This is a genomic window from Rhodococcus sp. NS-SX18 (assembly GCF_057367935.1).
On record NZ_CM170633.1, the window covers coordinates 1,056,739 to 1,070,892 of the forward strand.

The 14,154-nt window shown below is 71.3% G+C and carries 12 protein-coding genes; 8 read left to right on the forward strand and 4 right to left on the reverse strand.

Going from position 1 to position 14,154, the window contains the following annotated elements; all coding sequences use genetic code 11:
- The first annotated feature begins 8 nt into the window (after positions 1 to 8).
- The 3 genes from AC2IPW_RS04865 (at position 9) to purM (ending at position 3,347) form a co-directional block, all read left to right on the forward strand.
- Positions 9 to 395, forward strand: coding sequence for a sterol carrier family protein (locus AC2IPW_RS04865; protein WP_450119593.1), 387 nt, complete (start codon positions 9 to 11; stop codon positions 393 to 395).
- A 116-nt stretch (positions 396 to 511) separates the two neighbouring features.
- A complete protein-coding gene (gene purF / locus AC2IPW_RS04870; protein WP_003936530.1) occupies positions 512 to 2,098 on the forward strand; it encodes an amidophosphoribosyltransferase in 1,587 nt (528 codons plus the stop codon).
- Positions 2,099 to 2,273: 175 nt separating this feature from the next.
- Positions 2,274 to 3,347 (forward strand): phosphoribosylformylglycinamidine cyclo-ligase, encoded by a 1,074-nt coding sequence (gene purM / locus AC2IPW_RS04875; protein WP_026137732.1) that lies wholly within the window; start codon positions 2,274 to 2,276, stop codon positions 3,345 to 3,347.
- Between the two features lie 244 nt (positions 3,348 to 3,591).
- Here purM and AC2IPW_RS04880 read toward each other — a convergent pair whose 3' ends face one another.
- The 4 genes from AC2IPW_RS04880 to ygfZ all read right to left on the reverse strand — a co-directional run bounded on the left by AC2IPW_RS04880 (position 3,592) and on the right by ygfZ (position 6,758).
- Positions 3,592 to 3,801, reverse strand: a complete 210-nt coding sequence (locus tag AC2IPW_RS04880; protein ID WP_003936528.1) for a DUF3073 domain-containing protein — start codon at positions 3,799 to 3,801, stop codon at positions 3,592 to 3,594.
- Positions 3,802 to 3,985: 184 nt separating this feature from the next.
- Complete coding sequence (locus AC2IPW_RS04885) at positions 3,986 to 4,960, reverse strand: asparaginase (RefSeq protein WP_003936527.1); 975 nt, start codon at positions 4,958 to 4,960, stop codon at positions 3,986 to 3,988.
- Entirely contained in the window at positions 4,957 to 5,631 is a 675-nt protein-coding gene (locus AC2IPW_RS04890) for an MOSC domain-containing protein (protein WP_486376406.1), read from the reverse strand. Before AC2IPW_RS04890 ends, AC2IPW_RS04885 begins: the two co-directional genes overlap by 4 nt.
- Positions 5,628 to 6,758 carry a CAF17-like 4Fe-4S cluster assembly/insertion protein YgfZ gene (ygfZ, locus tag AC2IPW_RS04895; protein ID WP_003936525.1) on the reverse strand — a complete coding sequence of 377 codons (1,131 nt, stop codon included), beginning with the start codon at positions 6,756 to 6,758 and terminating at the stop codon, positions 5,628 to 5,630. The genes AC2IPW_RS04890 and ygfZ overlap by 4 nt, the downstream gene beginning before the upstream one ends.
- Positions 6,759 to 6,813: 55 nt before the next feature.
- Between ygfZ and AC2IPW_RS04900 the strand changes: the two genes are divergently transcribed.
- The 5 genes from AC2IPW_RS04900 to cydC all read left to right on the forward strand — a co-directional run bounded on the left by AC2IPW_RS04900 (position 6,814) and on the right by cydC (position 13,851).
- Positions 6,814 to 7,659, forward strand: coding sequence for an aminodeoxychorismate lyase (locus tag AC2IPW_RS04900; protein WP_486376407.1), 846 nt, complete (start codon positions 6,814 to 6,816; stop codon positions 7,657 to 7,659).
- Between the two features lie 202 nt (positions 7,660 to 7,861).
- Entirely contained in the window at positions 7,862 to 9,358 is a 1,497-nt protein-coding gene (locus AC2IPW_RS04905) for a cytochrome ubiquinol oxidase subunit I (RefSeq protein ID WP_003936523.1), read from the forward strand.
- Positions 9,359 to 9,368: 10 nt separating this feature from the next.
- Positions 9,369 to 10,406, forward strand: a complete 1,038-nt coding sequence (gene cydB, locus AC2IPW_RS04910) for a cytochrome d ubiquinol oxidase subunit II (protein ID WP_289378170.1) — start codon at positions 9,369 to 9,371, stop codon at positions 10,404 to 10,406.
- Complete coding sequence (gene cydD, locus AC2IPW_RS04915; RefSeq protein ID WP_486376408.1) at positions 10,403 to 12,190, forward strand: thiol reductant ABC exporter subunit CydD; 1,788 nt, start codon at positions 10,403 to 10,405, stop codon at positions 12,188 to 12,190. The genes cydB and cydD overlap by 4 nt, the downstream gene beginning before the upstream one ends.
- The gene (gene cydC, locus AC2IPW_RS04920) at positions 12,190 to 13,851 is read left to right on the forward strand and encodes a thiol reductant ABC exporter subunit CydC (RefSeq protein WP_486376409.1); all 1,662 of its coding nucleotides are present in this window, start codon (positions 12,190 to 12,192) and stop codon (positions 13,849 to 13,851) included. The genes cydD and cydC overlap by 1 nt, the downstream gene beginning before the upstream one ends.
- Positions 13,852 to 14,154: the final 303 nt, after the last annotated feature.

Consider the following 14,154-nt stretch of genomic DNA (forward strand, 5'->3'; position numbering starts at 1 on the left):
GGCTCGCCGTGGCACCGCGCAAACCCCTCGACCCCGCCGAGCTCCGCGCCGCCGTCCTGCGAGTCGTTCCGTGGCTGCGGGACGAGACGGTCGATGCACCGGCCCGCGCCGACCTCGCGACGGCGGTGCGCCTGACCGCTCGCGCTCTGGAGCAGGCGGCGCCCGGATCCAGCGTCGAGGTGCGGGTGCCGCCGTTCGTGGCGGTGCAGTGCATCGAGGGGCCCCGCCACACCCGGGGGACCCCGCCCAACGTCGTCGAAACCGGCCCGCGGACGTGGCTGCGGCTGGTCACGGGTCTCGTCGATTTCGCCGACGCCGCCGCCGCGGGATCGCTGGACGCGTCCGGTAGCCGTGCGGGGGAGATCGCGCACTGGATGCCGCTGCTGCGGTTGTGAGCCGGAACGGCTGCGCACGACGGAGGAGGCCCCGGTGACGGTCGGAGCGGGGCACCGTCGGCCGACCCGTAGAATGGCCTTGCCTCTCTTTTGTCCAGCCCCCAGGGAGCACCCCGGTGACCAGTGCCGATCTGTCGGTTCACACACGTAATCTCCTCGCAGCCGAGGAACCCGAGAACGAACCCCGTGAGGAGTGCGGAGTCTTCGGAGTCTGGGCTCCGGGCGAGGATGTGTCCAAGCTCACGTACTACGGCCTCTATGCGTTGCAGCACCGGGGGCAGGAGGCGGCCGGTATCGCCGTCGCCGACGGCTCCCAGGTGCTGGTGTTCAAGGATCTCGGGCTGGTGAGCCAGGTCTTCGACGAGCAGACCCTCGCCGCCATGTCCGGCCACATCGCGATCGGGCACTGTCGCTACTCCACCACCGGGTCGACCACCTGGGAGAACGCCCAGCCGATCTTCCGCACGACCGCGGCCGGCACCGGCGTCGCTCTCGGCCACAACGGCAATCTGGTCAACACCGCCGAACTCGCCCAGCGCGCCCGGGAGCTGGGCCTCGGCGACGATCGGCGGGCGGTCACGGCCACCACCGACTCCGACATCGTCGGCGCGCTGCTCGCGCACGCCGCTGCCGACAGCACGGTCGAGCAGGCGGCCCTCGAGTTGCTGCCGACCCTGCGCGGCGCCTTCTGCCTGACCTTCATGGACGAGCACACGCTCTACGCGGCGCGCGACCCGTGGGGAATCCGGCCGCTGTGCCTGGGCCGCCTGGACCGCGGCTGGGTCGTGGCCAGCGAGACCGCCGCGCTCGACATCGTCGGCGCGTCCTTCGTGCGCGACATCGAGCCCGGCGAGCTGCTCGCCATCGACGCCGACGGCGTCCGCTCGAGCCGCTTCGCCAACCCGGAGCCCAAGGGCTGCGTGTTCGAGTACGTCTACCTCGCTCGTCCGGACTCGACGATCGCGGGCCGCTCGGTGCATGCCACCCGCGTCGAGATCGGCCGGCGACTGGCCAAGGAACACCCGGTCGACGCGGACCTGGTCATTCCGGTGCCGGAGTCGGGCACTCCCGCCGCCGTCGGCTACGCCCAGGGCTCGGGAATCCCCTACGGCCAGGGCCTGATGAAGAACGCCTATGTGGGCCGCACCTTCATCCAGCCGAGCCAGACCATCCGCCAGCTCGGCATCCGGCTCAAGCTCAATCCGCTGCGCGAGGTCATCCGTGGCAAGCGACTCGTCGTGGTCGACGACTCGATCGTGCGTGGCAACACCCAGCGGGCCCTGATCCGGATGCTCCGCGAGGCCGGTGCGCTCGAGATCCACGTGCGGATCGCGTCGCCGCCGGTGAAGTGGCCGTGCTTCTACGGCATCGACTTCGCATCCCCGGCCGAGCTGATCGCCAACGGCGGCGGCACCCGCGACGTCTCCGAGCGGACCGGGCACGACTTCGACGAGATGGTGGAGATGGTGCGCCGCTCGGTCGGCGCGGACTCCCTCGGCTACATCTCGATCGACGGGATGATCGGCGCCACCGAGCAGCCCGCCTCGCGCCTGTGCGCCGCATGCTTCGACGGGCACTACCCGATCGCGCTGCCGAAGGAGCACGCCGTCGGGAAGAACGTGCTCGAAGGGATGCTCGGCGGGGCTGCGGGGGCCACGCCGGTGCTCGACAACGACAACGCGGACGCCCTGAGCCGTCCCTAGACCCGTCCGCCGTCGCAAGGACGGCGGCCCCGGTTTCGCGTCGTCGCGCGTCGGCGGTCCGGCCCGGTCGGGTACCTTGAGGTGCGCGATCGGCGGGCTTCGGCGTGCGTCCGCGCGTCCGGCAGCGATGCCGATACACCTGTTCACCACAACTCGAGGCTGGAGCCGACAACCCATGACCGAGGACACAACCCCCGGAGCTTCCTACGCAGCGGCGGGCGTGGACATCGAGGCCGGCGATCGAGCCGTCGAACTGTTCGCGCCGCACGCGAAGAAGGCGACCCGCCCGGAGGTGCTCGGCGGCCTCGGCGGATTCGCGGGGCTGTTCGCGCTCAAGGGCGACTACAAGGAACCGCTGCTCGCGGCGTCCACCGACGGGGTCGGTACCAAACTGGCGGTGGCGCAGGCTCTCGACAAGCACGACACCGTCGGCCTCGACCTCGTGGCGATGGTCGTCGACGACTTGGTGGTCTGCGGCGCCGAGCCGCTCTTCCTGCAGGACTACATCGCGGTCGGTCGCGTGGTGCCCGAGCGGGTGGCCGAGATCGTCGGCGGCATCGCGGCGGGCTGCGTCCAGGCCGGCTGCGCCCTGCTCGGCGGCGAGACCGCCGAGCATCCCGGCGTGATGGCCGACGGGGACTACGACCTGTCCGCCACGGGCGTCGGCGTCGTCGAGGCCGACAGGCTGCTCGGGCCCGACCGGGTGCGCCCGGGCGACGTGGTGATCGCCATGGGTTCGTCGGGGCTGCACTCGAACGGATATTCGCTGGCGCGCAAGGTCCTTCTCGACATCGGCAAGATGAGCCTGACGGCGCACGTCGACGAGTTCAGCCGCAGCCTCGGCGAGGAACTGCTCGAGCCGACCCGGATCTACGCGAAGGACTGCCTCGCGCTCGCCGCCGAAACCGAGGTCCGCACGTTCTGCCACGTCACCGGCGGAGGGCTCGCAGGCAACCTGGCCCGGGTGATGCCGAAGGGACTCGTCGCCGAACTCGACCGGACCACGTGGAGCCCGGCCCCGGTGTTCGGGCTCATCGCCCAGCGCGGCCGCGTCGAGCGGACCGAGATGGAGAAGACCTTCAACATGGGCGTCGGCATGGTCGCGATCGTCGCGCCCGAGGACGTCGACCGGGCCCTCGCGGTGCTCACCGCGCGCCACATCGACTGCTGGACGCTCGGCACCGTGCGCAAGTCTCAGGACCAGGACGACGTGCGGGCCGTGCTGGTGGGCGACCACCCGCGGTTCTGAGCCGGCGGCGGTCGGCCGATACCGGAAACGGATCCGACACCGGACACGCATCGCACCGATACGCGCAGCGCCCGGGCCGTGCAGGACGGCCCGGGCGCTGCGCGTCGTGGTGACGAAGTTTTCCGCATCGCCTCACCTGCCGGCCGGGTTTCGCAGCGGTGTGCGAGATCCGGACGGCGAGGAGGGTGCCAGCGAAGGGGGGAGTCGGTGGTCCGACTCCCCCCTCCTGTGCGTGAGGCTCGGGTCAGCGACGCCAGTCGTCGTCGTAGTCGTCGTCCCAGGGGGAACGACCGTCCGGTCCGGAACGCTGGTCTGCGAAGACCTCGTCCCGGTGCGAGTTGGGTGTACCGCCAGACAATTCCCGCTGGAGGCTCTCGAAGTCGGTGGCCGGTGAGCTGTACTTGAGCTCCCGTGCAACCTTGGTCTGCTTTGCCTTAGCCCGGCCGCGGCCCATGGCTAACCCCCTCGCGCCTTGACGGGGCGGCCTGGGGAATTTGGCGGCCCCGGTTAATTGAGTATTTTCCTGGCCACCACTCTAGCGTGGAAAAGTCGGTTCCGCCTCCACACACCGGGTGGCAGCGGTGTCCGATTGGTCTCACCCGCAGGCGACCTGGGCAAATGCGGTCACGAGGGAGCGTTCAGAGCACTCCGGGGATAGCCCGGACCGTGCCGACCCGGATGCCACCGCCGAGCACCGGCTGCGACGCGAGCTCCGCGTGCTCCTCGGACCACGTCACCCCGAGGTGGTGCAGCAGGGCGGCGGTGAGGGGAAGACGGGCCCGCTCGTGGCCGTCGTCGATCTTCAGTGCGAACGCGGTGCCGTCCGGCAGGGCACCCGCGTGCACGCCGTCCGCCCCGGCCTTGCACAGCAGTCCCGGCACCGCGGGCATCAGCCGGGCGTCGTCCTTGCCGGTGCCCGAGACGAGGTGCGGATGACTCCGGATCGCATCGGCCACGGCCCGTTCCGGCGTCCCGGCCCCGGCAGTCGCGAGCCGCGAATAGGCCCGGGCGAGATTGAACAGGGGCAGCGGCACGATCGGCAGGCCGCACCCGTCGATGCCGAGATCGGTGTCCTCGACGTCGCCCGCGAGTTCGAGGATCGTCTCGGTCACGGCCTGCTGCAGCGGATGGGCGGAGTCGAGGTAGCCCGGCTCGTCCGAACCGGCGCGGACGGGCCAGCCGTTCGCGGCGCACGCCGCGAGCATCGCGGCGTGCTTGCCGGAGCAGTTCATGTACACCGTCCGCCGAGGGTGACCGGCGACGACGATCGTCGCCCGGGCCGGTTCGCTGCCGGGCAGGTCCGGCGGGCACTGCAGGTCGTCCTCGGTGAATCCGTGCGCGGCGAGCAGTGCCTCCACCAGCCGGACGTGCCCAGCCTCGCCCTCGTGCGAGGCCGTCGCGATCGCCAGTTCCTCCGTCGAGCGCGGCACGAAACCCTGCCGCAGCAGCGCCACCGCCTGCAGCGGCTTGTTCGACGACCGCGGATAGATCGGCGTGTGGATCTCGCCCAGTGCGAGCCGCACCTCACCGTCCGGGTCGAGCACGACCAGCGAGCCGCGGTGCACGCATTCGCGGAACCCCGATCGCACCACTTCCACGAGTTCGACGCTCAATACTCCACCTGCACCTCTCGTCCGGCGACTCGTCTGCGAGCCTTGTCGGCGACACTAGGGGACAGGTCGTCCTGCTGCGCGAGCATCTCCGCGATCCGCGCCGGGTCCCGGCCGGTGAACAGATCCCGCACGGTCACTCCGTGCTCGGGTACGTGCACGACGAAGATCCCGTCGCCCGCCTCCACCGGGCCCTCGGCGAGCACCTTCAGATAGGCCCCGGTGTCGCCGCGCGCGGCGAACCGCCGCACCCAGCCCGGTTCCTGCGCCCACACCCCGAACGTCCCGCACGGCGTGCGCGGCCCGGTGACCTCGAGGAGCAGACCGCCCGCGCCGATCCGCCAGCGCTCGCCGATCACCGCATCCGACGTGGCGATCTTGTTCACACGCAGGTTCTCGCCGAACCACCCCGCGGGCAGTTCACGGCCGAGCTCGTCGGCCCAGCGACGTGCCTCGTCCTCGGCGTACGCGTAGACCGCCTTGTGGCGACCGCCGTGATGGTCGGTGTCGCACTGCCGGTCGCCGGCCAGTCCGAGGGGCCGGACCTGCACGGGTCCGGCCACGGGACGCTTGTCGATGGCCGTGTGCGGGACACGGCGGGTGCCGCTGTCGCGGACGGTGTGCACCACGCAGACCGCCTCGACCCGACCGGTCGGCGGGTTCGGGTGGCTCACCGCCCCCGGAGCCGTTCCACGGCGAGCCGGCCGGCCTGCACGGTGGCGTCGTCGGGGACCGAGTCCGGATCGATCGCCGCGGCACAGGGCCCGGCGACGAGGGCCGTGCCGACGGGCACGTTCCGCTTGATCAGAGCCAGCGCGACGGGGCCGAGCTCGAAGTGGTCGACCACGGTGCCCAGCCGCCCGACGGCGCGGCCGTCGGCGGTCACCGGGTCGCCGGGTTCGGGCCGGCCCTCGGCGGAGCCGTCGAGGTGCAGCAGGACGAGATGCCGGGGCGGCTTGCCGAGATTGTGCACCCGCGCGACGGTCTCCTGCCCCCGGTAGCAGCCCTTGTCGAGATGGACGGCGCCGTGCTCGGCCGGGCCGCCGATCCAGCGGGCCTCGTGCGGGATGGTGCGCTCGTCGGTGTCGAGACCGATCCGCGGGCGCAGCGCGACGACGCGCAGCGCCTCGAACGCCCAGGTTCCTGCCGGGCGGGCCCCGGCGTCGACCAGGGCCGTGAACACGTCGGTGAGCTGCTCGCGGGGGACGAGCAGGTCCCAGGCGTCGTCGGTGGGCCAGGGCATGCGCCGGACGAGCCCGCCGCCGGGCAGGGCGACCGCGGCGTAGCCGTCGGCGGGCAGGGCGTCGATGCCCAGCGCGGCCAGGACGGGGGCATCGCCGGCGTGCGGACCGAGCAGGCTCAGCACGGCCATCTCGTTGCCGTCCCGCGGCTCGGCCTTGGACCAGAACACCATTCTGGTGAGGAACGTCAGCAGGTCCGGCCCGCGCTGCGGTTCGGTGTCGATCCAGGTGACGCCGTTCAGGTCGGTCTGTACGAAGTGGTGCTCGACGCGGCCCTGCGCATCGAGGCTGAGGTTCTCCGCCGAGGCGCCGTCGGGCAGCTGCGCGACGTGCTGGCTGGAGATGGTGTGGAGCCAGCTCAGGCGTTCCTCGCCGGAAATCGCGACGACGAATCGGGTCGAGCGGTCGACGACGGCCACACCGGTGAGGGCGGCGCGCTGTTCGCCGAACGGATCGCCGTAGTGCCAGGGCAGTCCCGTGTCCGGGGTGCCGGCCGGCGCGGGAACGGCACCGGGACGAGCGAGAAGTGGGCTGTCGGTCACGAAGGGAGTGTCGGCCACGACACCCAGTCTAGGAGCGCGGGTCTGTGCCCGGCGGAATGGATAGGGTGTGCGCATGGCTGAGCGGGTGCTGGTGACGCTGGACGGCGAGGTTCGGGACGCGGATGTGCCGCTGCTGCACGCGGACGACATCGGGGTGCTGCGGGGCGACGGGGTGTTCGAGACGCTCCTCGTGCGCGGCGGGCGGGCGCGGACCGTCGAGCAGCACCTGAGCCGGCTCGTGTCCTCCGCCGCGGCGGCGGGGCTGCCGGCGCCCGAGCGCGAGGACTGGCGGCTGGCGATCGACGTCGCGGTCGACCAGTGGGGCGCGGAGCGGGAGGGGGCGTTGCGCCTGGTGTACACCCGCGGCCGGGAGGGCGGCAGCGAGCCGACCGCGTTCCTGTTGCTGACCCCGGTGGCCGAACGGGTGTACAAGGCCCGCGCGGACGGCGTGTCCGTGGTGACGCTCGAACGCGGTTACTCGGTGGATCTCGCGTCGAAGGCGCCGTGGCAGCTGCTCGGGGCCAAGACCCTGTCCTACGCGACGAACATGGCGGCGCTGCGGCATGCCGAGTCTCTGGGCGCCGACGATGTGATCTACATCAGCAGCGAGGGTTTCGTGTTGGAAGGGCCACGTTCGTCGGTGCTCGTCGCGCGCGGGCGCACGCTGATCACCCCGCCGCCGGAGCAGGGAATCCTGCCCGGCACCACCCAGCAGGCGCTGTTCGACGTCGCGGGCGACCACAACTTCGTGGTGCGGTACGAGCCGGTCCGTCCTGCGGATCTCGTTGTGGCAGATGGTGTCTGGCTGGTCTCGAGCGTCGCACTGGCGGCGCGGGTGCACACCCTGGACGGGCACGATCTGTCCCGGCGGTCCCTGGTCGGCGAGGTCGAGGCCCTGGTGGACGCCGCGGTCGAGTGAGGGCCGGATCCCCCGTCGCGGAGCACGCGATCGCGGGGATGTGTCGGTCGACACCGTCGACGGTCCTGTCCACCTCTACTACTGTGGGTAGTAACAAGGTCGCCGACGCGTGCGGCGGATGGTCCCTTGTGCACAGAGTCCGAGGCCCCGAGCCCGCGCCCCGGACTCGGAGCCTGTCCCTGGGCGTCACCTCGGAGTAGCCATGGATGTGTTGGACCTGTCCCGGTGGCAGTTCGGCATCACCACCGTCTATCACTTCATCCTCGTCCCGCTGACCATCGGTCTCGCCCCGCTCATCGCGATCATGCAGACCATGTGGGTGGTCACGAAGAAGGACCACTGGTACCGCCTGACGAAGTTCTTCGGCAAGCTCTTCCTCATCAACTTCGCCCTCGGCGTGGCCACCGGCATCGTCCAGGAATTCCAGTTCGGCATGAACTGGAGCGAATACTCCCGCTTCGTCGGGGACGTCTTCGGCGCCCCGCTGGCGCTCGAGGGCCTGGTGGCGTTCTTCCTCGAATCGACCTTCCTCGGCCTGTGGATCTTCGGCTGGGGGCGGCTGCCGAAACTGGTCCACCTGGCGACGATCTGGCTGGTCGCGATCGGCGTGAACGCCTCCGCGTACTTCATCATCTCGGCCAACTCGTTCATGCAGCACCCCGTCGGCGCGACGTACAACCCCGAGACCGGGCGTGCCGAGCTGACGAGCATCTGGGAACTGCTGACCAACAACACCGCGCTCGCAGCATTCCCGCACACCGTCGCCGGGGCGTTCCTCACCGCCGGCACGTTCGTCGCGGGCATCGCCGGCTGGTGGATGGTGCGCAACATGCGCCGCGCCGCGCAGGCCGAGCCGGTCGAAGCCGACCGGCTCGAAGGCGAGGCCCGCGGCATGTTCCGGCCCGCCGCCCGGCTCGGCATGCTCGTGATGATTGTCTCCGGTGTCGCGCTCTTCGTCAGCGGCGACATCCAGGCGAAGCTCATGTTCGAACAGCAGCCGATGAAGATGGCGTCCGCGGAGTCGTTGTGCCACACCGAGACCGACCCCAAGTTCTCGGTCCTGACGATCGGTACGCACAACAACTGCGACGGTGTCATCCATGTCCTCGAGGTGCCGTACGTGCTGCCGTACCTTGCGCAGGGCGAGTTCACCGACGTCACCCTGCAGGGCGTCGAAGACCTGCAGGACCAGTACGAGCAGCAGTTCGGCCCCGGCAACTACCGCCCCAACCTGTTCGTCACCTACTGGTCGTTCCGCGCCATGATCGGCCTGGCCGCCGGGTCGGCCGCGCTGGCCGTCGCCGGGCTGTGGGTGACCCGCCGCGGCCGCGTCCCCGATCAGAAGTGGTTCGGGCGGCTGAGCATCCTCGCCATTCCCACGCCGTTCCTGGCCAACAGCGCCGGCTGGATCTTCACCGAGATGGGCCGCCAGCCGTGGGTCGTGCACCCCAATCCGACCGGCGTGGACATGATCCGGCTCACCGTCGACCAGGGCGTGTCGAACAACTCGGCCGGCATGGTGATCGCCTCGCTGGTGGCGTTCACCGTCGTCTACGGCGCGCTCGGCGTCGTGTGGTTCTGGCTGATCCGGCGGTACACCATCGAGGGCCCGCTGCCGCACGACGCCCACCCGCCGGGTGAGCACGACGACGAACCCGACGACACCGGCCGGCCCAAGCAGCTGTCCTTCGCGTACTAGGAGATCGGTCATGGGACTTCAAGAGGTCTGGTTCGTCCTGATCGCGGTGCTGTTCACCGGGTACTTCGTGCTCGAGGGCTTCGACTTCGGTGTCGGCATGCTGATGCCGGTGCTCGGACGTGGCCGCACCGAGACGGCCGATACCCGCCGGCGGGTGCTGCTCAACACCATCGGGCCGGTGTGGGACGGCAACGAGGTGTGGTTGCTGACCGCGGGCGGCGCGATGTTCGCCGCGTTCCCCGAGTGGTACGCCACCCTGTTCTCCGGGTTCTACCTGCCGCTGCTGCTGATCCTGCTCGGTCTCATCGTCCGGGTCGTGGCGATCGAGTACCGCGGCAAGATCGACGACCCCACCTGGCGGCGGCGCTGCGACTGGGGCATCGTCTTCGGCTCCTGGGTGCCGGCCGTGTTGTGGGGCGTGGCGTTCGCGAACATCGTCCGCGGCGTCGCGATCGACGAGAACAAGCAGTACATCGGCGGCTTCTTCGACCTGCTGAACCCGTACGCCCTGCTCGGTGGTGCCACCACCGCACTCGTGTTCGCGCTGCACGGCGCGGTCTTCATCGCCCTGAAGTCCGCCGACGAGGTGCGCGAGGACGCCGTGACCCTCGCCGCCCGTCTTGCCGTTCCGGCGGTCGTCGTGGCCGGCGCCTTCGTGCTGTGGACGCAACTCGCCTACGGCAAGACCTGGACGTGGCTCCTCGTCGGCGCCGCGGCGGCCGCGCTGCTCGCCGTCGTCGCTCTCACGCGCGCGGAACGCGAAGGGTGGGCCTTCGTGTTCACCACCGTCGCCATCGTCGGCACCGTCGTCCTGCTGTTCGGTTCGCTGTTCCCGAACGTCATGCCGTCCACACTCGGCGACACCCTGTCGCTGACGATCGAGAACGCGTCGTCGAGTCCGTACACACTGAAGGTCATGACATGGGCGGCGGTGATCGTCACGCCGGTGGTCCTGATCTACCAGGGCTGGACGTACTGGGTGTTCCGTCAGCGCATCTCCACCAAGCACATCCCGAAGTCCATCGGCCTGTCGCTCGGGGCGAAATGACCGCGCCCGCCGACGCCGCGGTGCGTCCGTTCGGCTCCGTTCCCGGAGCGGCGGATGTGCCCCGGCGTCGCGGGCCGATCGACCCGCGGCTGTGGCGCTACTCCGCCACAGCACGCGGCTATCTGGCGCTCGCCCTCGTCACGGCCGCGATCGACGTCGCGATGATCGTCGTGTCCGCACTCGCGATCGGCGCGGTCCTCGCGGGGGTGCTCACCACCGGCACCACGGAACTCGGGGAATGGCGGACCGAATTGCTGGTCCTGGCCGGGGCCGTCACCGTGCGCACCCTGGTCACGTGGGTGCAGTCCCGGTTCGCGCACCGTTCGGCGAGCCGGGTCGTCGCCGAACTCGAGCACGAGGTGCTCGCGGCGGCGACCCGGTTGCCGCCGCGGGAACTCGAACCACGCCGCGACGAGATCGCCACGGTGCTCACCCGCGGGCTCGGTGGGCTGTCGGAGTACCTCACCGGATACGTGCCGGCACTGCTGCTCGCCGTCACACTCACCCCGATCACCGTGGTGGTCATCGCGTTCCAGGACCTCACCTCGGCGATCATCGTCGTCGTGACACTGCCGCTCATCCCGGCGTTCATGATCCTCATCGGACTGCTGACCAAGGGCCGGGCCGACCGCACGCTGCGGACCATGACGACGCTCTCGGCTCAACTGCTCGACCTGATCGCCGGTCTGCCCACGCTGCGTGCACTCGGCCGGGAACAGGGCCCGGCGCAGAAGGTACGCGAGCTCGGCGACGACCACCGACGCACCACCATGTCGGCGCTGCGCGTGGCGTTCCTGTCCGGGACGGTGCTCGAATGGCTCGCCACCCTGTCCGTCGCGCTGATCGCGGTCGGGATCGGTCTGCGCCTCGTCTACGGGGACATGGCACTCGAGGCGGGCATCGTCGCGCTGATCCTCGCCCCCGAGGCGTACCTGCCGCTGCGTACGGTGGGCGCGAAGTTCCACGCCGCCGAGGACGGCAAGGCGGCCGCCGAACGCGCCTTCGCGATCCTCGACCGTGCGTCTGCCGCCCCGTCGGACACCGCCGGTGCCGGATTCGATGCGACCTCGGCCGAACTGACGTTGTCGGGTCTGAGTGTCGCGAGCCGCGACGGATACGCCCCGTACCGGCTCGATGCCGTGTGCCGGCCGGGTGCCGTGACCGTGCTGACCGGGGCGAACGGTTCCGGCAAGTCGACGGCCCTGCTCGCCGTCCTCGGTCTCGCGGAGCCGGCGGAAGGGCGCGTCGAGGCCGGTGGCCGTCCCGTGACGGCCGACGACGCGTGGTGGGAGCAGGTGGCATGGCTGCCCCAGCGGCCCGTGCTGCTGCCCGGCACGCTGGCGGACAACTTGCGCCTCACCGGCGTGGACCCCACCACCGACGGGCTCGAAGATATTTGTGCGGCAACAGGATTCGACGAAGTGCTCGATGCGTTACCCAGCGGCTGGGACACCGTCGTCGGCGCCGAGGGCAGCGGACTGTCGCTCGGGCAGCGGCAACGGCTCGCCCTCGTCCGCACCCTTGCCGCGGACCGGTCCGTGCTGCTGCTGGACGAGCCCACCGCCCACCTCGACGACGCAACCGAGGCCACGGTTCTGGCGACGGTGCGGGAACTGGCGCGTCGCGGACGCACCGTGGTGATCGTGGCGCACCGCCCCAGCATCCTGGCGATCGCCGACTCCGTCGTCCCGGTCGTCTCCGACTCCGTCGTCCCGGTCGTCTCCGACTCGGTCGTCCCAGTCGTCTCCCACTGCGACCCGGCCTCCGGCACGGGGGAGCGGTGATGAACGACCTGCGCCGCGCCATGGCGCTGCTCGAACTGCGCCCCGGGCGGGTCGTCGCCGCCGTCGCCGCCGGCGTCGCCACCCTGGGCAGTGCCCTCGCGCTCGCCGGCCTGTCGGCCTGGCTGATCATCCGGGCGTGGCAGATGCCCCCGGTTCTCGACCTGACGGTCGCCGTCGTCGCCGTCCGGGCCCTGGGCATCTCCCGCGGGCTGTTCCGCTACCTCGAGCGAATCGCGAGCCACGACACCGCCCTGCGGGGAACCACCGCCGCCCGCACCCGGGTCTACCGGCGCCTCGCCGACGGCGACCCGGTGGCCTCCGCCGGCCTGCGCCGCGGGGACCTGCTCGCCCGCACCGGGGCCGACGTCGACGCCCTCGGGGACGTGGTGGTGCGGGCGCTGGTGCCCATCGCCGTCGCCGTGGTCCTCGGACTCGCCGCCGTCGGCTGGCTCGCGCTGATCTCCCCACCCGCCGCGGCGATCCTCGCCGTCGCGTTGCTCGTCACCGGCCTCGCGGCGCCCTGGGTGTCCGCCCGTGCCGCGGCCCGCGCCGAAGCCGACAGTGCCGCCGCCCGCCTCCGGTTCTCCCGCGACGCGGTCACCGCACTCGACCACGCCGCAGAACTGCGGGTAGCGGGCCTGCTCCCGCAGGCCGTCGGCCGGGCCCGCCGCGCCGGTGTGGACGCGGTGCGGGCCACCGACCGCGCGGCCGTCCCCGCGGCGTACGCGGAAGCCGCCGTCCCGCTCTCCGTCGGTGCGAGCGTTCTCGGGGCGTTGTTCGTCGGCATCACGCTCTTCGCCGACGGGGGTGCGAGTCCGATGTCCCTCGGGATCCTCGTGCTGCTGCCCCTGTCCGCGTTCGAAGCCACCGCGGCGCTGCCCGGCGCTGCCGTCACCCTCACCCGCGCCCGGATCGCGGCCCACCGCATCGTCGACCTGCTCGACCGTGCCGATCGGCCGGTGCCGCACGGCGCCCGGCCCGTCGCAGAACCGTGCCACCTGCGTGCCGCCGACCTGCGCAGCGGCTGGCCCGGTGGCCCCGACTCCGGGCCTCTCACGCTCGACCTGCCACCCGGCGCGCGCGTCGCCGTCGTCGGGAGCAGCGGCAGCGGCAAGACCAGCACGCTGATGACCCTCGCGGGGCTGCTCGAGCCCGTCGCCGGGACGGTCACCCTCGACGGTGTGCCGCTCGCTGAACTCGAGCCGGCAGCCCTGCGGCGGACGGTGGGATTCTTCGCCGAGGACGCCCACCTGTTCGAGACGTCCGTACTCGAGAACCTGCGGGTGGCCCGCGGCGACCTCACCGAGGCCGAGGCGCTGGACGTGCTCGGCGACGTCGGGCTGGGGGAGTGGGTGGCCGGCCTGCCCGAAGGGCTGCACAGCACGCTCGTCGGCGGTGCGCGCGCCGTCTCCGGCGGCCAGCGGCGCCGGTTGCTGCTCGCTCGGGCCCTGGTGTCCCCCGCACGGGTGCTGCTGCTCGACGAACCCACCGAGCACCTCGACGCCGCGGACAGCGCACAGCTGCAACGACTGCTGCTGGACCGGGACGCCGGCTTCGTCGCATCCGAGCGCACCGTCGTCGTGGTCACCCACCAGCTGCCCGGCGACACGGCGGCCGACCTCGTCGTTCGCCTGAGGAAAAATTCGTTGCCCGCGGTCTGAGCGGCGCGTACTTTCGGGCGTACACGAGAAAGGAGGTGGTCTGAATTGAAGTATCGGACACGTGAGGTGGCTGCGCGCTAGCCGCTGTCATCGACGACGGGATTGTCGACCGCGCAGCGGCCGGCGAATACCACGCAGTCACCCGGCCCCCGAGCCATCCGGTCCGTCCGACCGGAATCCGCCGACCAGGCGTCCGCGGAGCACGGCTCGGGGGCCGTTTGCGTGTCCGGCACGGTGTGTGAACGCGCAGTTCGGGGTACCCCTGTTCGCGGTAGGCGTCGCGTACACCTCGCCACCGGAACG